The organism is Pseudomonadota bacterium (genome assembly GCA_039193195.1).
Lineage (GTDB): Bacteria > Pseudomonadota > Gammaproteobacteria > Steroidobacterales > JBCBZW01 > JBCBZW01.
In genome coordinates this window covers 38,511-58,947 of the sequence record JBCCWS010000011.1, presented here as the reverse complement: position 1 = coordinate 58,947, position 20,437 = coordinate 38,511, and the positions used below count along the sequence as shown (strand labels likewise).

Annotated in this window: 13 protein-coding genes; 5 read left to right on the top strand and 8 right to left on the bottom strand. The window is 64.1% G+C overall.

Annotated elements, in window-relative coordinates; all coding sequences use genetic code 11:
- Positions 1 to 79: 79 nt before the first annotated feature.
- Positions 80 to 895 carry an AraC family transcriptional regulator gene (locus AAGA68_11585; GenBank protein ID MEM9385694.1) on the top strand — a complete coding sequence of 272 codons (816 nt, stop codon included), beginning with the start codon at positions 80 to 82 and terminating at the stop codon, positions 893 to 895.
- A gap of 237 nt (positions 896 to 1,132) precedes the next feature.
- Positions 1,133 to 2,827 (top strand): diguanylate cyclase, encoded by a 1,695-nt coding sequence (locus tag AAGA68_11580; GenBank protein MEM9385693.1) that lies wholly within the window; start codon positions 1,133 to 1,135, stop codon positions 2,825 to 2,827.
- A 653-nt stretch (positions 2,828 to 3,480) separates the two neighbouring features.
- On the opposite strand, the gene AAGA68_11575 is transcribed toward AAGA68_11580, so the two are convergent.
- From AAGA68_11575 to AAGA68_11545, 7 genes are all read right to left on the bottom strand, one after another.
- The gene (locus AAGA68_11575) at positions 3,481 to 3,645 is read right to left on the bottom strand and encodes a diguanylate cyclase (GenBank protein MEM9385692.1); all 165 of its coding nucleotides are present in this window, start codon (positions 3,643 to 3,645) and stop codon (positions 3,481 to 3,483) included.
- Between the two features lie 93 nt (positions 3,646 to 3,738).
- The gene (locus AAGA68_11570) at positions 3,739 to 6,822 is read right to left on the bottom strand and encodes an efflux RND transporter permease subunit (protein MEM9385691.1); all 3,084 of its coding nucleotides are present in this window, start codon (positions 6,820 to 6,822) and stop codon (positions 3,739 to 3,741) included.
- Positions 6,823 to 6,825: 3 nt separating this feature from the next.
- A complete protein-coding gene (locus AAGA68_11565; GenBank protein ID MEM9385690.1) occupies positions 6,826 to 7,929 on the bottom strand; it encodes an efflux RND transporter periplasmic adaptor subunit in 1,104 nt (367 codons plus the stop codon).
- Entirely contained in the window at positions 7,926 to 10,328 is a 2,403-nt protein-coding gene (locus AAGA68_11560; protein MEM9385689.1) for a TolC family protein, read from the bottom strand. The genes AAGA68_11565 and AAGA68_11560 overlap by 4 nt, the downstream gene beginning before the upstream one ends.
- Before the next feature lie 193 nt (positions 10,329 to 10,521).
- A complete protein-coding gene (locus tag AAGA68_11555; GenBank protein MEM9385688.1) occupies positions 10,522 to 13,185 on the bottom strand; it encodes a TonB-dependent receptor in 2,664 nt (887 codons plus the stop codon).
- A 477-nt stretch (positions 13,186 to 13,662) separates the two neighbouring features.
- Positions 13,663 to 14,820 carry a Rid family hydrolase gene (locus AAGA68_11550; GenBank protein MEM9385687.1) on the bottom strand — a complete coding sequence of 386 codons (1,158 nt, stop codon included), beginning with the start codon at positions 14,818 to 14,820 and terminating at the stop codon, positions 13,663 to 13,665.
- A gap of 1 nt (position 14,821) precedes the next feature.
- Positions 14,822 to 16,399, bottom strand: coding sequence for an FAD-dependent oxidoreductase (locus tag AAGA68_11545; protein MEM9385686.1), 1,578 nt, complete (start codon positions 16,397 to 16,399; stop codon positions 14,822 to 14,824).
- A gap of 408 nt (positions 16,400 to 16,807) precedes the next feature.
- Between AAGA68_11545 and AAGA68_11540 the strand changes: the two genes are divergently transcribed.
- Entirely contained in the window at positions 16,808 to 17,707 is a 900-nt protein-coding gene (locus AAGA68_11540) for a DUF1295 domain-containing protein (protein MEM9385685.1), read from the top strand.
- A 169-nt stretch (positions 17,708 to 17,876) separates the two neighbouring features.
- Here AAGA68_11540 and AAGA68_11535 read toward each other — a convergent pair whose 3' ends face one another.
- Positions 17,877 to 18,425 (bottom strand): DUF1415 domain-containing protein, encoded by a 549-nt coding sequence (locus AAGA68_11535; GenBank protein MEM9385684.1) that lies wholly within the window; start codon positions 18,423 to 18,425, stop codon positions 17,877 to 17,879.
- A gap of 100 nt (positions 18,426 to 18,525) precedes the next feature.
- Between AAGA68_11535 and AAGA68_11530 the strand changes: the two genes are divergently transcribed.
- A complete protein-coding gene (locus AAGA68_11530; GenBank protein ID MEM9385683.1) occupies positions 18,526 to 19,464 on the top strand; it encodes an AEC family transporter in 939 nt (312 codons plus the stop codon).
- Positions 19,465 to 19,563: 99 nt separating this feature from the next.
- A complete protein-coding gene (locus AAGA68_11525; protein MEM9385682.1) occupies positions 19,564 to 20,382 on the top strand; it encodes an alpha/beta fold hydrolase in 819 nt (272 codons plus the stop codon).
- The last annotated feature ends 55 nt before the right edge of the window (positions 20,383 to 20,437 follow it).

The window sequence follows — 20,437 nt, the reverse complement described above, 5'->3', positions numbered from 1 at the left end:
AGGTTGGATTTGGACGGAAGATGTGTTTTTTGGTGTGCTTCACGCAGATGAGTGGACCTGGAGGGGAGGGTCCGACCCCTTGGAAGAGAGCACCTTCTTCAAACGCAGCATCGCCGTCTCGCCCCTCGGTGGGATTCGCATCGCCTGCTTCGTCAAGCAGGGCGCAGGCGTATTGACGCCGCGGCGCACGCTACCCCACTTCACCTTGGTCTACGTGGTGCGGGGACGCGGCGCCTATCGGGACGCCCTCGGCAACCGGGCCGACGTGGAGCCGGGCAACGCGATCGTGGTGCTGCCGGGCCTCGAGCACTGGTACGGCCCCCCGCGGGGAGAGACATGGGATGAGCTCTACCTGGTATTCGAGGGCCCTGCCTTCGACCTGTGGCTCGAACAGGGCTGCTTCGATCGCTCCAGACCGGTGATCCACCTCTCGCCAGTCGACTACTGGCTGGGGCGAATCAAGCAGGCGATCGGCGAAGCTCACGGCGACGATGCCGACGAGATGATGCGCGAGGCCATCCGCCTGCAGGAACTTCTGGCGGAGATCCAACGCGCCACCCGCGAAGACGCGGAAGGTCGACTGATGTGGCTCGCCGAAGCGAAGCAGAACATCGAGGAGTATTCCGACCCCAAGGTCGCCGCCGCCGCCATGAACGTTCACTACGAGGTCTTTCGCAAGAAGTTCAAGAAGCTGTCGGGCCTGTCGCCCGGCCGCTACCGCACCGCGGTCCTCATGGAATCCGCCTGCCGCCTGCTCTGCGACCGCAGCAAGACCTTGAGCCATATCGCAGCGGAGCTGGGCTTTTGCGACGAGTACCACTTCAGCAAGCAGTTCAGTAAGACTATTGGCTGGTCACCGCGCGAGTACCGCGCGCGAATCTCCCTCCGCAACTGACCGATTCTGCGACTGAACGTAATCGACCGGTGGATGGGTGACCCACCGCACACAGGACTCCCGTTCTGGGCACCGCGCGACCCAGCGCCCCCCGCCGGCCTAGGCGACGCGAAAACCGGTGAACCCGGCCACGGTAACGCTCCCTAAGGGCGTTTACCCTAGCTATGACCGGTGTTGCTTTGCCATCAAGTGATGTTGCTCTCGAAGACGTCCCTCCGGAGTTGGTTGATCACGGCCATGTGTACGGTTGCCGTGATCCCTGCGACCACCCTCTCCTACCTCCTGGCCGACCGCGGCGCCGAACAGCGCGCGGAGCGCTCGGCGGAGCGTATGGTGCGACTTGGATCGTTCCTCGGGCGTTCCGTGGATACCTTCATCGCCGAACACCGTCGCGCCGTGATCCAGCTGGCGCAAAGCGTGGCTCACAGCATCGAGTATGGGAGCGACGATCGCCTGCGCGATCTCCTCGCCTTCCATCGCGCCTACGGGGACTTCAACACGACCTTGTCCACGGACGTGAAGGCGAACATCCTCGCCTCCACGATCCGCGAGGCGGGCACCCCCGTGCAGTGGGTGGTAAGCGCAGACAACGTCAGCGACCGCAACTATTTTCAGATCGCCAAGGCGACCGAGAGCGCCTTCGTATCGGAGGTCTTCCTTGGCCGCGGCACGGACGTGCAAGTGCTCATCGTCGCGGTGAGTGCACCGATCCAGCTCAGCGACGGTAGCTTCGCCGGCATCGTCGAGGGCTCGCTTGTCCTCGACGAGTTCGAAGGTCTCTTCACCGCTGAGGAACTCCCACCAGGGTTAGAGGTGATGCTAGTGGACCAGCGAAATCGCATGATCCACCAGTCCACGGGTCTGCGCTTCGGCCCACTCACACAGATCTCCGACAGCAGCTGGGCCAGGGACGACCCCCAGGGCATCGAACGACCTGATGGCTACATCACCGCCGCCGCGCCAGCAGGCAGCGGCTGGCGCGTGCTAATGCGCCTGCCGCGCGATCGTATCGCCAGCCAGCGCTGGGGCGAGTTCCGCTTCGCGCTGCTATGGGCCGCGTTGGCGCTACTGGTCACGGTGGCGGTGGCGATCGGCCTGGCCGCTTTCATCTCCCACCCGTTGGCTTGGCTCGATCAGGAGGTAAGCGCGTTGGATCCGGAGCAGGCACAGGCACCGGAGGCTCCCCGCTTGGCGCCCCCTGAGATTCGACGGATCGCCATGCATTTGAAGGAAGTCACCCAACGTCTGCGTGTCTCCTACAGCGCCCTTCGCGAGGCCGTCGACCGCGGCGAGACCCTGCAGGCTCAGTTGACCAACACCGTGCGCGAACGGGAGGCGGAGATCGCCGAGCGTACCGCTGATTTAGTGGAGGCCAACGCACGGCTGGAAGTACTCAGCCGCCAGGACGGCTTGACCGGTGTGCTCAATCGACGTGCCCTAAATGAGGGTCTGGAATGCGCCGCGAGATCGGCCGCGCGCGAGGGAACACCGCTTTCCGTGCTGCTCATCGATGTGGACTACTTCAAGCACTACAACGATCACTACGGGCACCTAGATGGCGACGACGCCCTGCGTCGAATCGCCAGCGCCCTGCAGGAAAGCTGCGCCCGCCCGCGAGACGTCGTGGCTCGCTACGGCGGGGAGGAGTTTGCCGTCATCCTGCCGCAGACGCCCTTCGCGGGCGCCGCTCAAGTAGCAGAGCGAATTCGCGCAGCGCTCGCGCGACAGCGAATGCCCCACGAACGATCGCCCCTGGGCCTGGTCACCGTCAGCATCGGATTCGCCACGGCCGAAGACTGCACGCGCCACGTGGGTGATCCCCTTGTGAAGGCGGCAGACGAGGCCCTTTACCTGGCCAAAACGCAGGGGCGCGATCGCGCTGTGGGGGCGCCGAGCGTCAAGCACTTGCGCTCCGTTGGGGACGCAGGCTAGACACCTCGTTCGGCTTTTGTCGGTCGAATTCCAACCCGCTGCAAAGGCGGTGACTCCCGAGGCGGCGTCTGGCGGCGTCGCTGACACGTGCGGGAAGTCGGTCTGCGGATCGAAGGCCTGGGCACTGACTGGCGCCTGGAACAGGAAGCCTTGCGCCGCCTGGCAACCTAGCCCGCGCAGGGCACTGAGCGCTTCCCTGGTCTCCACACCCTCTGCGATCACGCTCATGCCAAGCGCTCGCGACATAGACAGAATGGAGGCGACGATCGCCAGGGGACGTGCTTCGTCTTCGATGTTGCGGATCAATGAGCGGTCGATCTTCAGCACCTTGAACGGCAGTGCCTCGGCGCTCTCCACCCGCTGGGTGCGCAGCTTGACCACCGGCTGGAAGTACACCTCCAGCTGCTCCTGCTCGATCGCCTGGCGAAGATCGCGCTGGATGCGCACTCGGTCGGTCAGGCGATCTTGGAGCGTGGTGTCGAAGACCCGCACGCGGTTCTTTCCCGCTCCCTTTGCGTCGTACATGGCGATGTCGGCATTGCTCATCAGCGTACTTGCGTCCGCCCCATGATCCGGGTAAACGGCGACGCCGATGCTGGTGGTCACGCCCACCTGATGACCGTCGATCGTGATCGGCTCCGCCACCCGCTCGATCATGTCCTGGCAAACCGCATCGATGCGCGCGGCATCATTAGGTCCGTGAGCACTGCGGCGAACTCATCACCACCGAAGCGGGCGACCGTATCCTCACCACGCACACGCGCCGCAAGGCGCATAGCGGTGGTCATGAGCACGATGTCGCGGGCGGCGTGACCCAGGGGCCAGCTGCTTGCTCAGCAGGCGGGCGGCTGAGGAAGCAGCGACGAGCAGGAATGCCGCCGAATCGCGATGCGGGTAAAGGCCTTAGGCCCCTAGGTGCGCTTGAAGCTAACCCCGAAGAACAGGGAGTAGAGGAGCGGCACGACGCCAAGGGTCAACACGGTGGCGAATAGCAGCCCAAAGATGATGCTGATCGCCATCGGCTCCCACATGGGGCCACCGCTCAACCACAGGGGCAGCAGCCCGCCCACGGTGGTGACCGTCGTCAACAGGATCGGCCGCAGGCGCGTTTGCGCCGAGCGCAGCACGGCGTCCGCTGGCGACAGGCCCTGCTCATCAGTCTCGATTCGGATGCGATCGAGCAGTACGATGGCGTTGTTGATCACGATACCTGCGAGTGAAATGATACCTAGCAGAGTCATAAAGCCAACGTAGGAGCGTGCGATGAGCAGCCCCGCCACCACGCCGATGAGGCCGAGGGGAATCGTAATCAACACGATCAAGGGGCGGCGCAAGCTGTTGAACTGCGCCACCAGCAAAAGCAGGATAATCAGACCGGCGATCGGCAGCTTGGCTGCGATCGACGCATTGGCCGTGCCCGAGGTCTCCGCCTCACCGCCGAATTCCCAGGCGTAGCCGAAGGGCCAGGTCTTCGCTTGCTCCTCGAGCCAGGGACTGATCGCGGCGTTCACTTCGCTCGCCGTATACCCTGGTACTAGCAGCGCTTCCACCGCCACGGTGCGCAGGCGATCGCGATGGCGGACGATCGCCGGCTCCCATACCAAACGTACGGTGGCCACATCGTCAAGGGGCACGTTGCGCCCGCTGGACTGGGCGTACACGTTCACCGATGGCACCGCGCTGCCGCGCTTGGGCAAGCTGCCCACCGCGCCGCGCGAACGCAGGATCACGGGGATAAGCTCATCCGCTTCGCGGTACTCGGTGGTCTCCAGACCGTCGAGGGCCGTCTGCAGGGAGAGCGCCACGTCTTGGTTCGTCACCCCAGCGAGGCGGGCGCGGGTCTCATCCACCCCCACCTGCAGCTTCTTCGAGCGAGGGCCCCAGTCGTCGGTCACCTGTCGCGCGCCGGCCACCTGCTCGAGCTGCCCTTTGAGCGCGTCGGCGATACGGAACAGCTCCTCCGTGTCTCGTCCCGAGAGCCTTATGGAGACCGGCGGCCAGGCGGGAGCACCGAGGGGTAGCGGGCGAATGGTGGGGTTCGCATCCGGAAACTCGTTCTCCAGGTAGTCCTCCAACTCAGGTACGATACGCGCCGTGATCTGCTCTACGCTGCTCGCCTCACCGAGCACCATCGCGTAGTTCGGCGACGCGGGCTCGGGGTTGTAGGGCAGCAGAAACTTCGGTGCCCCGGCACCGACGAAGGTGCCCCATTGAGTAATCCCAGGCTCCTCATTACGCGCACTTAGTCGATCGCGAACGAAATCATCGAGTGCCTGCATCAGGGCGTCCATTCGCTCGATCGGTGCACTATTCGGCAGCTCAACCTCGGCCGTGAACTGCGGACGATCGTTGTCCGGAAAGAAGATGTTCGGCACGTATGCAAAGCCCTGCATGGCACCCCACCACACGGCTCCGACGAGGCCAAGGGCGATGAACCGATGGCGCAGAGCCAGCAACAGCAGCGCGCGGTAGACACCATAAAAGGGGCCGCCGTAGGGATCCGTGCCCTCCTCGCGAACCTTGATGCGAAGAAATCGAGAGCACAGCAAAGGCACCATCGTGAGGGCGAGCACCCAAGAGCAAAGCAAGGTGATCGTCACCACGATGAACAAGGGCGCCGTGTACTCGCCCGTGGACGACTCGGCAAGGTAGATCGGCAGGAAGGCAGCCGAGGTGGTAAGCGAGGAGATCAGCAAAGGCAGACGTAGCTCCGCCGCCGCGTTCAGGCTCGCGTCCCAAGCGGATTCCCCAGCGCCCATGCGCACCATCACCGACTCGGTCATGACGATGGCGTTATCAACCAACATCCCAAGAGCGATGATCAACGCCGCAAGGGACATCTGATCGAGCCCGACACCGATCGTAGACATGATCAATAGAGCAGAGATCATCGCCGCCGGAATCAGGCTCGCCACGATCAGGCCCGTACGCAGGCCGAGGAACACCAACATGACGGCCGCCACAATCAGCACCGCTTGTACCAGGCTGCCGGTGAACTCATCCACCTTGCGCTGGACCACCTGCGCCTGATCCAGAAGCAGTTCGAACTCGACGCCGATGGGGTAGACGCTACGCGCGCGCTCTACAACGCGGCGCACGTCCTCCCCCAGATCGATGACGTTGCCGCCCTCACGCAGTGATACATGCAGGGAAAGGCCCGGCTCCCCGTTGTAGCGGAACAGCTCCTCGGGCGGATCCACATAGCCACGCTCGATGGCGACGATGTCCTGCAAGCGAATCACATCGTTCGAGCCAGGTACGTTGACGATGGTGCGCCCGAGTTCGTCGAGGGTCTGGAAGTTGCCGGACGGCTCGAGCAGGAGTTTCTCGTACTCGGTGATCAGGTCGCCGCCGGGCAGGATGATGTTGCGACTGGTGAGAATGCTCTGCAGCTGCACAGGAGAGAGACCTAGCTCAGCGAGGCGCGCGTTGTCGTACTCGACGAAGATCCGCTCCTCCTGCGTACCGAAGATCTCCACCTTAGCAACGTTGTCGATGAGCAGCAGCTCATCGCGCACCTCCTCGGCGATATCCTCGAGCTCGCGGTAGCTGAAGCCCTCGCCCACTACCGAGACGACAGTGCCGAAAACATCGCCGAACTCATCGTTCACGAAGGGGCCGATCACATCGTCCGGCAGGTTGCTTTGCGCGGAATCCACCTTGCGCCGCAGCTTGTCCCAGATGGGGCGCATCTGGGTGTAGCTCTCCTTTACATTGACGTATATGACGGAGACGCCAGCCTTCGAATCGCTACTGACGTAGTCGAGCTCCGGCATCTCTTGAATGGCCTCTTCGAGCTTGTCGGTGACCAGCTGCTCGACGCGCTCAGGGCTAGCACCGGGAAACAGGGTCTGCACTAACGCAGTGCGGATGATGAAACCGGGATCCTCGTTGCGTGGCATCGACTGGTAGGCAGCGAGGCCTGCCATCAGCACCACTGCCAAGGCGACCAACGTCACCCGGTCTCGGGACATAGCCAGCTGGGTGATGTTCACGGCTCAGCGCTCCAGCAAGCGCACGATCTGATTCGGCTGGATGCGACTAACACCAGCAGTAACTACGAGCTCCCCGGGTGAGAGACCCTGGCGAACGGAGACGCCCCCGGGCGTGAGGTCCCCAACGGTCACCTCTCTGCGCAAGGCCCGCCATAGTTCACCCTCATCCGGCTCCAGCACGAAGACGAATTTACCCGCCGCATCCTCGCCGACAGCCACCAGCGGCACGACCAACTCGTCCCCACTTGATTCGACGCCGATCTCGAAGATCACATCGCCCGCCATGCCGGAACGCACAGCGCTGCAGCCTTCGATCAGTGCCACCGTGACGGGAAATGCCGACGACCCGTTGCCCGACGCCACGCCGACCTCGGTCACCGTCGCCGGAAACTGCCGGTCCTCCAGAGCGCCGATCACCACGGAGACGGGATCGCCCTCGCGCACGCGCGAGATCACCGTGCCGGGAACGCTCACCTGCACTTCGGGACAGTCGCCGCAGTTCACCCGCACCACCAGCTGGCCAGCCGAAACGTTCTCACTCGTCTTCACCGGCGTTTGCGCGACCGTGCACTCCTGGGGCGCGCGCAAGCGCGTATAGGAGAGCTGCAAGCGTGCCGCTTCGAGCTGCTGAGTGGCTTGGCGTACCTGCGCGGCCGCCGATTCGGACTGAGCTCGGGACGCGTCCAGTTCGCTGCGCGACGCATTGCGGTTCTCGTACAGCCCTCGGGTACGGTCGTAGGAGGCACGGGCGTTGCGCTCGCTGGCTTCGGCCGAGGCCAGGCCCGCCTCCGCCTCTTGCACACGCACCTGGTAATCCGTGGGATCGAGGCGAGCGATCACCTGCTGCGGCGTGACCCCATCTCCCACCTCCACCAGCAGATTCGTGACCGTGCCGCTGACCTTGAAGCTCAAGTTACTCTCGAGGGCCGCCTGGGCGACACCTGAGAAGGTACGCACCTCCGCGGAATCCCTCGGCAGCACGCGTTCGTAACGCACCGGCCGAACCACGGGAGCCACCTCCGGTGTCGGCGTGTCACACGCGGCCAGGGTGAACAGGGGCAGTGCGGCGATCAGCGCGGCGCGAGGCTGGGCGTTGGCACGGGTCATCTCGGTCTCTCCGGCGCGAGCGGCTGCACGCCGCGATCAGCAAAGTACTCCGCTAGGCGGACGAACCAGGCTTCCAGCCCATCCTGGCTGAGCACAGACTCGAAACTGCCTGAGGCTCGTACTAGTTCCACGTAGTCCAGCAGGAAGGCGTAGCGGGCCTCGGCTTGGGCCAAGTTGGCGGCCAGGGCTGCGTCCTGGGCGTTCACCAGATCGGTGATGGACACGGCTCCCTGGGAGTAGGCATCGGCGATAAGCTCGAGGTTCTCGGCCGCCGCACGGGCAGCATCCCCAGACAGCTCAATCGCCGGATAGGAGCCGCCCGTCTGCTTGAGCGCCGCGCGGGCGCGCGCCTCTACCCGCTGCGCCAGGTCTGCTCGCTGGGTTTGAATTTGATCGAGTTCGTGGGCCGCCTGGGAACGCGCCGCCCGGCGGGCGCCGCCAGCGAAGAGCGGCAAGCTCAGCTGCACGCCCACGTTCCAACTCTCATCATCGAGGCCGGCACCCGCGAAGTCAGAGCCGCGGCCACTGCGATCGAGGTTGCTCGAGCCGCTACCACCCACGGTCACCGAAGGGATATAGAAGCTACGTTTCTGCGCAAGCAGGTCCCGTTCTTGGGCCGATTCCAGGGCGTCGAATTGAGCTAACTCCGGGGCCTGGCGCAGGGCGTCTTCGACGACGTACTCCTGGAACGTCTCCCATACGATGGGGTTGTCGATAAAGCGCGTGAATCGCGGATCCTCCAAGGCCTGTAAGGGGCCCTGTGTCCCAGCGTCGGTAGTAGCCAAGGCGATACGCTGAGGTCGATTGAGAACCCGGCTGAGCTCCACTTCGGCGGCGCGACGGTCCGCCTCTGCCGCCAACAGATCGCGCTTGTCCGTGGCCAGCTCGCTCTCCCAGCGCAGCACATCGCCGCGGCCGCTAATGCCGATGCGCTCGCGGGTACGGGCGAGTTCGAAGTTGGTGCGCGTCACTTCGAGGTTGGACGCTCGAACGCTCTCGAGGGCCTTCGCCCGAAGTACGCCGAGGTAGGCGTTTGCCGCCAGCTGCAGTACATCGAGCACACGAGCGCGATAGGCATGGTCTTGAGACTCGCGCAGGAAGCGAGAGACCACGAAGCCCGCCCGCACCTCTTCGGCATAGATCACCTGCGAGACTTCGATGCCCGCATCGATGGAGCGCTCGCTGGAGATCCCGGGCGCGGCACGGTCGCCGTCGATCTGCGTCCGGCTGAGAGAACTTGATACCTGAGGCAGCAGACCTGAGCGAGCCTGATCGACCGTATCCTCGGCGATGCGCACATCGAGCTCGTCCGCGCGCAAGCCGAGGTTGCGATCGATCGCGTCTAGCATGGCGCCGATCAAGCTGAAGGCTTCCCCTTGATCGGGTTCGACATCGTCAATGCGGATCGCATCGACCAGGACGGACCACCGGGGCAGGAACCCGATGGCTCTTGCGGAGCGCATGTTGATCGCGACACGCTCCGCTTGCGGCAAGGCGACTCCCAACTCCGCGGCCGGCTCGCCGAGCAGGATTCGCTGGGCCATCAAGGCGATTCGGCGGGCGTACCGCGTGAGATCATCACTGCCGCCGCCGGTGGCCAGCATCAACCCCTGCTCCACCTGGGTGCGCCCAAGCAGGGAGAAGCTTGGCAAGCGCTGCGCGATCAGCCCATCGGCCAGGGCGCGCATGTCCGCACCGCTAAAGCGGTGCAACGGTGTCACGTACACTGCGTCCGTGCGCTTGGGCAAGCGCCGGAGCGCGTCCGCCACCGAATCGGTGACTGGGACCACATCCACGCTCACTGAGAAGGCGGCCTCAGTCGCCTCGGCACGCTGGCGCAGCTGCGGAATCGACTCCAAGGTGAGCGCGTCCACCAGCACCGTGAGGTGCTCGAAGGGGCTGATGCGATAGAAGCTCTCCAGGTCCTGCTCCACCTCGCGCAAGCTCGTCACGTAGGTGAAGTTCGCCTTACCGCTCGCGCCGGCCTCGAAGGGAAAGCCCTGCAGTGCGGCGTCTGCCACTCGCGCCGCAATCACCGGCTTTCGCAAGCGCTCAACGCGGGCGGCCTCGTGAGAGGCAACGAGACCTAAGGTGATGATCAGGTCTACCTCGTCATCATCGAGAAGCTGGCGCAAGCTGGCACGCACCCCCGCTAGGCGCCAGCCTCCGTCGAGCTGCTTGGCGGCGGGAAAGCGCGGCTGTACATCTGGGCGCAGGAGATCGACCATCTCGCGCTGAATCGCGGGGAGTTGCGTTTGCGCCAGCTCGTCAGGGCCGTCGAGCAACACTCCGATCGTGACCGAAGGTTGGGCTAGCGCGGGCAGGGCAAGGCACAGGAGCAGCCGGGCGAGCAGCGACAAGAGGGCGGGCCGCGAGCCAAGGGCGGCTGAGGAATTCATGGGGAGGGTCGTTCCCTGAGCGATCACGCGAAGGAGCGTAACCGCCTGCCCTGACGAACACCAGCGATGTCCACCGTGGCCCAGGGCAACGAGGGGCTAGGGTCGATACGTCGCTAGCCCCTCGTCAGCAAGAAGGTGGGCGCGGCCAAAAGAGGGAAGAGAGGGATTGGCCGCGCCCGGGGGGATCGTCGCGCTAGAAACTAGCGTTCAGGCGCGCGTAGTAGTAGCCACCTTGCCAGGGCACGATCGAGCTCGACGCGAATATGCGCCCGCAGCAAAAGTCGTTATCGCTGGCGATGCGGTCCACCTCGTCGGGGAAGGTGTCGAATAGGTTACGACCGCCTACGGTCATGCGGACGCGGTCCGTGACCTGATAGCTCGCCTCGAGGTCGACGAAGAGCGTGCTGTCGTACTCCTGGATCGACAGTGGATCGGTGTTATCCGAGTTGTCGCTCGGGCCGAAGAAGCGGCCGCGCGCGAGCACGGTGAAGCGGCCGATGTTGTGCACTCCGGTCACATTGAAACGTAGGTTCGGGTCAGCGTTCTCAAAGTCGAACTGTGCTTCGGGGTTTAGAAACTCACTAGCATCCGAGCGAAGCTCGTTTTCGTTGTAGTTCATCGAGAACATGAAGTCCGTGGTGCCCGCATTGCCCCAGGCCACCGGGTAGGTGGCCACCACGTCCACACCCTGCGTGCGGCTATCGAAAGCGTTGGTAAAGTAGTTGACGCCGCCGATCGACTCTGCACCCACCACACCAGCCGCTTGCAAGGCCAGGAAGTTGTCGAAGGCATCTCCGCTTTCGGGATCGGCAGACACGTCGAGCGTAGAGATCGCGTTGAAGCGGTCATCAATGTCGATGCGGTAGAAGTCAACCGTTAGATCCAGCGCACCGACCGCGGCGGTGAAGCCGACGGTGAAGCTGTCGCTGGTTTCCGCATCGAGGGGTGATGCGCCGAGCGCCTGGGCGACGGGGCCAGAGGCTGGGAACAGGCCGGTTGCGACGGGGAAACCGTTCGGCAAGCGGGTGGAGACGTTCGTAGTGCCTTGCTGCCCTGGCGTGGGCGCGCGAAAGCCCGTGCCCCAAGAGCCACGGATGCCAAAGGCCGGCGTGACGTAGTAGCGCGCCGCCACTTTGCCCACGGTCACGCTACCGAAGTCCGAATAGTCCTCAAAGCGCACGGCCCCCTGCAACAGCAACTTCTCCGTGACGTCCGCGCTTAGGTCGAGGTACACCGCGAAAGAATCGCGTTCATAGGTATCAGAGAATTCGGGCGAATAGCCTGGGAAACCGTTCGAGCCGACACCGACCACTGTGTAGACCGCATCGTTCGGATCCGCGCAGCTGAGGCTGGAGCCGTTGGCGATGACCGCCTCGCCCGCTGCCGTGGGCGTGCGTGTGGCCACGTCGGCCTCGTCCGTGCAGAAGCCGAAGGGATCTTGAGCAGCGAAGGGGCCTGGCGTGTAGGAGGCAGGGTCGTCGGACTGGCCTACCTCGTAGCTCTCATCCAGGTATGAGGCGCCATAGGCGACCACCAGCGGCGACGCCGTCCCGATATCAAACTCGCTGGTCATGTCCAGCTGCACTTGGAACTCTTCGTTGGACAGGGTGCCGGGGCGGAAGTCCGTCGGCGTATCCGGCCCCAGTGATGGATTAATCGTGTTGAACAGGCGGTAGTCGATCTCGTTGAACCCGTAGCGTGCACTCGCGTCCCAGGAGAACAGGGCGTTCTCCCGGCTGCGCAAGCCACCAGCCACGGAGTAGTCGGTCACCTCGCCTTCAAATCGCGGCGTGAAGCCACCCGGGAAGATTTCCAGGGGGCTGTAGAGTGAGCCGTCCTCGAGTCGCAGATCCTCCACTGTACCGTTGCCCGGATAGCGGTAGAAGAAGCTACCGTCGCCCTCGCTGTCGGAGTAGTTACCGAAGCTGTAGAGTTCCATGCCGTTGTCGAAGTCGTAGCCCGCGTTGTAGAAAAAACGCACGGACTGGGCGTTGGGCTGGCCCCAGGGCTGGACGACGCTGCCCTCTACGGACGCATCGTCGATGCCCCCCGGGAAGGCCTGCTGAAGGGCGTCCAGACGCGCATCATCCTCATTGGGACGACCGAGAACGAAGTCTGCGTAACCGGCGTCCGGATCGAAGCGCGGGTTGCTAGGGTCGACGCAGAACCAGGACTCACAGTATTGCTCAGCTCGCTCGGTGAAGTCGGCGTCGTTGAACTCACCGGAGATGGACAGAAAGCCTGAATCGCCCAAGGGCAAGCCTACGTTGGCTTGGGCGGTGACACTGGTGCCATCGGACTCGTAGAACTGCCCTGTGTCCAGGGCGACGTCGATGCCTTCGGAGTTCTGCTTCAGGTTGAAGTTGATGACGCCAGCGATAGCATCCGATCCGTACTGTGACGACGCGCCATCGCGCAGCACCTCGATGCTCTGGATAGCGATAGAGGGAATCGTGGCAACGTCGGGGCCCTGGGCCCCATCGCCGCCAATCGTCACCAGTGAGGCACGATGGCGGCGCTTGCCGTTCACAAGTACCAAAGTGTGGTGCGAAGGTAGCCCCCGCAGTGACGCGGGGCGAATGAAGGTGGAGCCGTCGCTGATCGGTTGGCGACCGACGTTGTAGGACGGCACCAGCGTCTGCAGGATGTCCTGTGTGTCCGTGTGCGAGACGGCTTCGATGGCCGAAGCATCAAAGGTGTCTACGGGTACTGCCGCATCCACGGCCGTGCGCGGCGCGCCGCGCAGGCCCGTTACGGTGACCTCTTCCACTTCGCCTTCCTGTGCGATCGCGACCCCCACCGCACTCATCGCCCCCAAGGCGAATGCGATCCTAATACTGTTGCTGCGTACGCTCATTGCGTCACCTCTCCCCAGAAACGAATTTGGCCCCACCGCCATCCCCAGACGTTCGGCGACCGACGGAACCCCTACGGGCCCTCGGGGGGAATTGTGCATAGGTCGTGCCAACCCTATCGCGGCGCAGCGGAAGTAGCGCCACGGGCATGCTTACTAACTGATTAACCGAAGCTTTTCCCGCTTGCAGCAACAGCGCCAGGGACGTCTGGGGCAGCTCAAGCCTTGGCTAAGCGAGCGACGGCCCGCACCCCTACGCTCTCCGCGATGCACCAAAACTGCGCACTCAGCTAATGCAATTGATTGCAGTTGTAGTTGACAACGATGAGCGGCTTATCGATAAGTACGAGAGTGACGGGCAGGAGACTTCGGCGTGCCGGTTGGCCCGAGAAGTGAGCCGCCTGGGCAGGCGATACACCCACGCGAGCGACACCGACAGGGGCGCTCGCACACACGCTCGGGAGGGGGGCGAGTGGGACGCTACTCGCCAGCAGGCCTTGCGATGATGACCTCTACTTCTACCAACATCCCCGGGGCTGCCAAGCCAGCCACTTGCACGGCCGAGCGGGCGGGCAGATTGGGCTGCTCTTCGGTACCGAAGTACTGCGTGTACGCTTCCATAAAGCCCGCGAAGTCCAGCCGACCTCCCGTCGCCTCCGTACCGACCAGGAACACGGTCATCTTGATGATGTCCCCGAACCCCACGCCAAGGTTCTCCAGCGACGTCTCCATGCGGCTGAAGACACTCATCGCTTGGGTCTTCGTGTCTCCCCAATAGGCCTCACTGAAACGCTCGGCGTCGGGGTCCACGGGACGCGGTGTCAGACCACTGTGGTGAATGAGCGTAGTGTTCGGCGAGGTTTCCACCGCGAGGGCGATGGGGAAGGTGGAGCCGTTGGGCAGGGGGTACCGGGTGACTTCCTGCGCCGCTAGCGGTGCTGCGGCGATCATGGTGCTGGCTAGCATGGCCGCTGCACGCACGCGGGGGGTGTTCATCTTGGCTGACTCCTGTTGGCCGGAAAGACGGTCGTGGTCCACTGGCGGCAAGGCCGCCAGGTACTGACTGAGTTGATCTAGAGCATCCGCTCCGCCGAGGCTAACGAGTGAGGCCTGCATAGCCAACACACTGCTGTCCTGCTCGGACTCGCTGGCGCTTGTGAAGGCATCCATGCGCTTGCGCAAGTACCAGGCGTTCTGCCCCGCCAAGGCCGGGGCGCCGAGCGTCTGATTGCCACCGGCATCATCACCGTGGCACGCGGCACACGCTGGGTATGCGGCGGCCGCGGTAGGCTCCGAGGGCACAGCGCCAGCGGGTGAGGACTGCTCCGGCTCCAAGGAGATGACCGTGCGCGCTACGCTTGCGATCTGCTCATCGCTCATAGCCGCAGCCACAGCCTGCATCACCGCTCCGTACTCATCGTTGCCACCGCGTCGACCCTCCCGGTAGGCATGAAGCTGCTGTTCGACGTACCAGGGGGCCAGCACTCGCAAGGAGGGCGCGCCGATCGCTTGATTCCCCTGCGCACGTACACCATGACATAGCAGACACTGCTCGTGGGGCTGCGCCCCCGTGGAAGGGGCGATCAGAGCAGCACCTAACAGTATCGTTGCAATCCCTGCATCAGACACTGTCCCCATGTTAGGTGGATGCCATCGTGGTCCGCTCGTCGATCTGCTCGATCACCTTGAGCGCTGATGCCAAAGCGCCCTCCTGCCAGCCCGCGTGGTAGCTCACCTGATCGCCGATCATGAAGTGATTACCGACGGGGGCGGCTAGCGTGGGGAAGTACTCACGCCGGTTCTGCTCATCCCAGCGCGCCGCGCAGCCGAGCATGTGATTCATCCGGTGCCACGCCACAGAGATGCCCGTTTGCATGTAACTGCCGTACCCCGGGTGCACCTTCTCGCCCTCCCGAATCGCCTTGGCGATGCGTTCGGCGGGGGTGAGGCGTGCGAATTTCTCACCCACCTGTGGCGGGAAGGTGTAGGCACCGAGCACGATTCCCTTGGCGCTATGGATGCCATGGCTGGGGTACCAAATCTGGGCAATGTCCTGGAAAGTCCATGAGATACCGCCGTAGATACCCTCACGCTCCCAGAACCGTTCACGCGCCTGCAGACCAATTTTGAACAGCTTGCCTCGGGTCGGTGCCTGCAATGCGCGAGCGTAGCGGGCCGGGAAGTTATGCTCTATGCCGGAGAGAAGATGGGAGGGGATACTGTTCAGGCAGTAGGTCGCGTCGATCTCCTGACGTTCCCCATTGGCGTCCTGGTAGGCGACGCGCACGCCACCCGGGCGCAGGAACACGCCGCGTACGGGACAGTTCAGTCGCACCATCGATCCAACCTGACGCATGAAGCCCGCAACGATGCGATCCATGCCGCCGACGGGCTGCATCATCGGTGTGGCCTGATCGCCTAGCTCTCCCCAGTGCATCGGGAATCGCCAGAAATCGGACTTCAGCAGCTCCTTTAACTCGAAGGGATCGCGCTCGCTCGCGGGGATGATCATGCCGCCGCCCGCGATGCCCGCACGATGGGAGCCCTGGTAAGTGTGATCCGGCCCGAGATCGCCGTAGGCGCGGGCAAACTCGCGAACGCGCTCGATGTCGTCAGCGGACAGCGTTCCGTCCATGGCTTGGGGCGACATGGCCTTACAAAGCAGCTCACTTAGGAAGCCGCGCATGTCCGTCACGTACTCGCGGTTGCGGATCGGCCGCCCTCCCAACATGCGATCGTCCTGCACGTAGGCGCTGCGGTTCTCGTTGACGAACACTTCGAGGGGCACGCCGAGGACGCGGCAATAGTGCAACAGGCGGCGGTGGTTGCCGGGGATGCGGGCCGGCCCCGCATTGAAGTAGAGGTTGGGGTGGTCGTCGAAATCGCACACTTGGCGTGCGCCAATCTCGTCGATCACGGTGCCGTGGCGAACGGTGAAGTTGCGCCCACCGGCTCTGGCAGACGCCTCCAACACCGTCACCTCGTAGCCGGCCCGCCCAAGCTCGTAGGCCGCTGCAAGCCCTGCGATGCCGGCACCTAGGATGACCACACGCTGAGGTGAGCGCGGGCGCATCAGCGCTGAAGGGATGCTCGCGCCGTTGGCAAAGTCCGGCAACAGACCAAGCGCCATCGCGACGCCGTAGGCGGCACTCGCGCCGCCGGAGGATCCGACAAGTTCAAGAAACCGTCGACGCGATAGCTGCGGCGGTGGCTGCATGGGGGCTCCACAAGACGACCCGTGACAAGACAGCCATGCATTTTGTGCGCCAGCTCACAACTCTTACGCCGTTACCGGGCACGCGCCATCACCTTACCCAGTTGTTCGCTAACGCCAGGCGTTGCCCTGCAAACGTTTGCTGCCCGCGCTGACGGCCGCCGCAACCGCCAAGTCGTGAGTATGGACCGGCACGCGGCGACTCTTGAGGTGCTCCCGACTTGCCGCAGCGCCGATCAGGTGAGCGGCGCGCTAAAGTCGTGCGCCACGCCGGTGCAGTGCATCAAGGTTGGGCATCGGGCGCGCGTCCCCGCGACGGCGCATCCGGGCACGGGAGGCGGACGAACGCTGCCAGTGGGGTAGCCTAGGCCCCCTGTATCCCATTGGCGCTGCAGGCAAAGGAGCCCTCAGGTGGCCGAGTCAGAGTCCGAAAACTCCAATCCCAAGTCGCTGATCGCCACCGTGATCGCCACGGCTGTCGGCGCAGCGATCGCATTCGCCGGGAGTGACGGTGGCGAGACCACCGCTGGCGGTTGGCCCATCTTCGCCCTCTGTGCCGGCCTCGCCTTCGCCATCAACTGGGTGGCGTTCATCCCCTCGGCAATTGCTCGCAGCGAACGGATCTACGACCTCACCGGCGGCATCACCTACCTAAGCGTGACTTCCGTAGCGGTCCTTTTGTCCAGTGATTTGGACCTGCGTGGACAGCTGGTTGCCGCGGGCGTGATCCTCTGGGCCACCCGGCTGGCGTCCTTTCTGTTCATGCGCATCATGAAGGACGGCAAAGACGGACGCTTCGATGAGATGAAGACCAACCCCATCACCTTTCTCATGGCCTGGACCCTACAGGGCCTTTGGGTGCTGCTGACTGCCGCGGCCGCCCTCGCAGTCATCACCGGGGGCGAGCGGCAACCCCTCGGCGTGATCGGTGCGATCGGGATCGCCGTCTGGGCAGCAGGCTTTGCCGTCGAAGCGCTGGCTGACGCGCAGAAGTCTCGCTTCAAGGCCGATCCGGCCAACCACGGCAAGTTCATCGACACGGGGCTGTGGGCCTGGTCGCGACATCCGAACTACTTCGGGGAGATCGTCATCTGGGTGGGCATGGCGATCATCGCCCTGCCGGTGCTCCAAGGCTGGCAGTACGCCACATTGATCTCACCGGTATTCGTCGCATTCCTGCTCATCAAAGTGAGCGGTATCCCGATGCTCGAGGAGCGGGCGGACGCGCGTTGGGGCGGGCAAGGCGACTACGAGAAGTACAAGGCGGCAACGCCCGTGCTGGTGCTCAAACCTCCCTCGCGCAGCGCCTAGTGGGCCGCTTGGCAAATAAGGTAACGCTCAGTCTGCGTAGGGGCAGCGTCAGCAAGGCGCGTCGCGCAGCCGATGGCATCGGCCATTGGCAAGCGATGCAACGCCGCGGACGCTGCCCCTGGCAAACCCGAAGGGCGAGTAGCACCTTGTTTACCAAGTGGCCCACTAGCTAGGGCCCGCTGCGGCAAGCGTCTAGCAGTCGCGCTAACTCCTTCTCACCTAATTTATTCATTTGCTGAATGTTACGCACGGGTACGTCGTTGGTGTCGATGCCGGAGGCGACGGCCCTCCCCACGCTCTCCTCGCGCAACAGGTGGAGCATCGGGTAGGGCGAACGGTTGGTGTAGTTTTCGGCCGCGTCGGGCGCGGTGCCCGCAAACTGGTAGGAGGGGTGGAAGCTCGCCACCTGGTACACACCGTCGCGATCGCAATCGACTAGCAGGGCGTCCGCCAAGTCGAGGAAGTCGTTGTAGGCCAGGAAATCCTGCAGGACAGCCGGATGGATCAGCAGCGTGGTGTCGATCGCCGGCTGCCGATCGAGAAACGCAATCTCCTCCTGCAAGGCCACAAGCAGAGCCCCCTCCTCGCTCGCCGCGCTCACCACAAAGCGCACGCGATCCTGCGCCAAGGGAGACGCCGCGAAGGGGCACAGGCCCATCCCTACCACAAAGCGCTCCAGCCAACGGCGCGTAGCGCATTCGACGGTCTCATCTTCCATCGTGGCAGTGTGCCACGGGCGACGGCAGACCGTTCGCCCATGCTAAGGTGCCGCGCGGCCCATCGGCTGCGTATTGCGCCAATCGCCGTCAGGTACCCCCATGTCTGACCTGCTGACCGTCATCCTGCCGGTCTTCGTGCTTATCTTCGCTGGCTTCCTCGCGGCCAAGGCGAAGCTCATCGGCGCCGAAGGCGCCAAGGGCCTGAGCGACTTCGTCCTCTATTTTTGCGTGCCGCCGCTGCTCTTTCGCACGATGCAAACGGTCAACCTGGACGCGGGCTCCACCCTTCGCGTGTGGGGTGTCTACTACTCCGCTGTCGCCATCATCTGGGCGATCGTGGCGATCGCGGTGCGACGTATCCCCGGTCTAGGCGCTGCGGGCGGGGCGGGGACAGCCTTCGCTGCAACCTTTGGCAACTTAGGGATGATCGGCCTGTCGATCGCCTACCTGGCCTTCGGCGATGAGGGCCTTGTGATCGCCGCTCTCATCATCGCTATCCACTCGGCTAATCACTGGTTCTTCTGTACCTTGTGGGCGGAGTTCGCCCTGCGCAGGCAAGACGTTTCCCCTGGCGCGGTCGCCGCGAGCGTCGTCCTCAGCTTGTTGAAGAACCCGATCGTGCTGGCGCTGATGTTCGGAGCCGCCTGGAACGCCCTCGACCTGACCATGCCCGCCACTGGCGAGCGGCTGATCGCCTTGGCTGGCGATGCGGCCATCCCAACGGGATTGTTCGCCCTGGGACTGGCGGTGGCGGCCTACCCGATGCGCGGCAACCTCACCGCCATCGGCGCCCTGATCGTTCTGAAGATGTTGGTGTTTCCCCTCACGGCGTGGGCTCTCGCCATGTTCGTGTTCGCCCTCCCAGCGCGCGAAACAGGTCTCGTCGCGCTGTTCGCAGCCCTACCCACAGGAATGAACGCCTACTTCTTTTCCGTGAAGTTCGATACGGGCGTAGCGGCGGTGACGGGCGCGATAGCGGCAGGCGTTGCGCTGTCGGCTGTCTCCATCCCACTCGTGCTCCACCTGGCCGGTGTCTAGACAGGCCGCGCCCGCAGCGAAGAGGATGCCGCGGGTGCAGATCCGCGTCGGCCGGCGCGGCGAACCTATGCTTGCACCAGCGATCACTCCAGAGAGTAGATGAGCACAGCTTCCCCCCACCTGAGCCCACCGGGTCGACTCGGCTTGATCGGTGAGAGCCGCACGGCACTGGATCTACTGACCATGCTCGCGCCCCTGGCCGCGGCGCAGCTACGACCGCGGCAGCCGCGGCAGCGGACAGTTGTCGCCGTACCCGGCTTCGGCGCGGACGATCGCTTCCTTGCACCGCTGCGCCACTACCTGCACCGCCATGGATACGACGCCATCGGCTGGGGCTTGGGTCGTAACTTGGCAGGCGTCGACATGCGCCACGCGCTCGAAGACATCTCCAACGCCTGGCCGATCGAACCTCGCGAACCCTATCGCGGCGAAGGAGGCGTCCCTTACCTCTGCGAACGCTTCATCGAGACCTTGCGCGAGCAGCACGCGACGCACGGCCGCCCCTTGACACTCGTCGGCTGGAGCCTAGGCGGCTACATCGCCCGCGAGGCCGCCCGCGACCTTCCCCAGATCGTTGAGCAAGTAATCACCCTGGGAGCGCCTACCGTCGGTGGCCCCAAGTACACCATGGCGGCATCCTTCTTTACCCGCCGCGGCATGGACCTCGACTGGATCGAAGCGGTGGTCGAGCGGCGTGAGCGACAGCCGATCCAGCAACCCATCACCGCCATCTACAGCCGCAGCGACGGCATTGTGCAGTGGCAGGCCAGCCTCGATGGGCACAGCCCCAACGTGCGACACGTGCAGATCGCAAGCGCCCACCTCGGCCTGATCTTCAACCCAAGGGTGTGGGCCGAAGTCCTCGCCGCCCTGGCGCAACACAACAGCTGCGCTGCCAAGATCGAGGTGACCGCCTGAGGTCGACGCAAGGCCCAAACAAACGAACTCCGCCCGGGTGACATCCCAGGGAAGT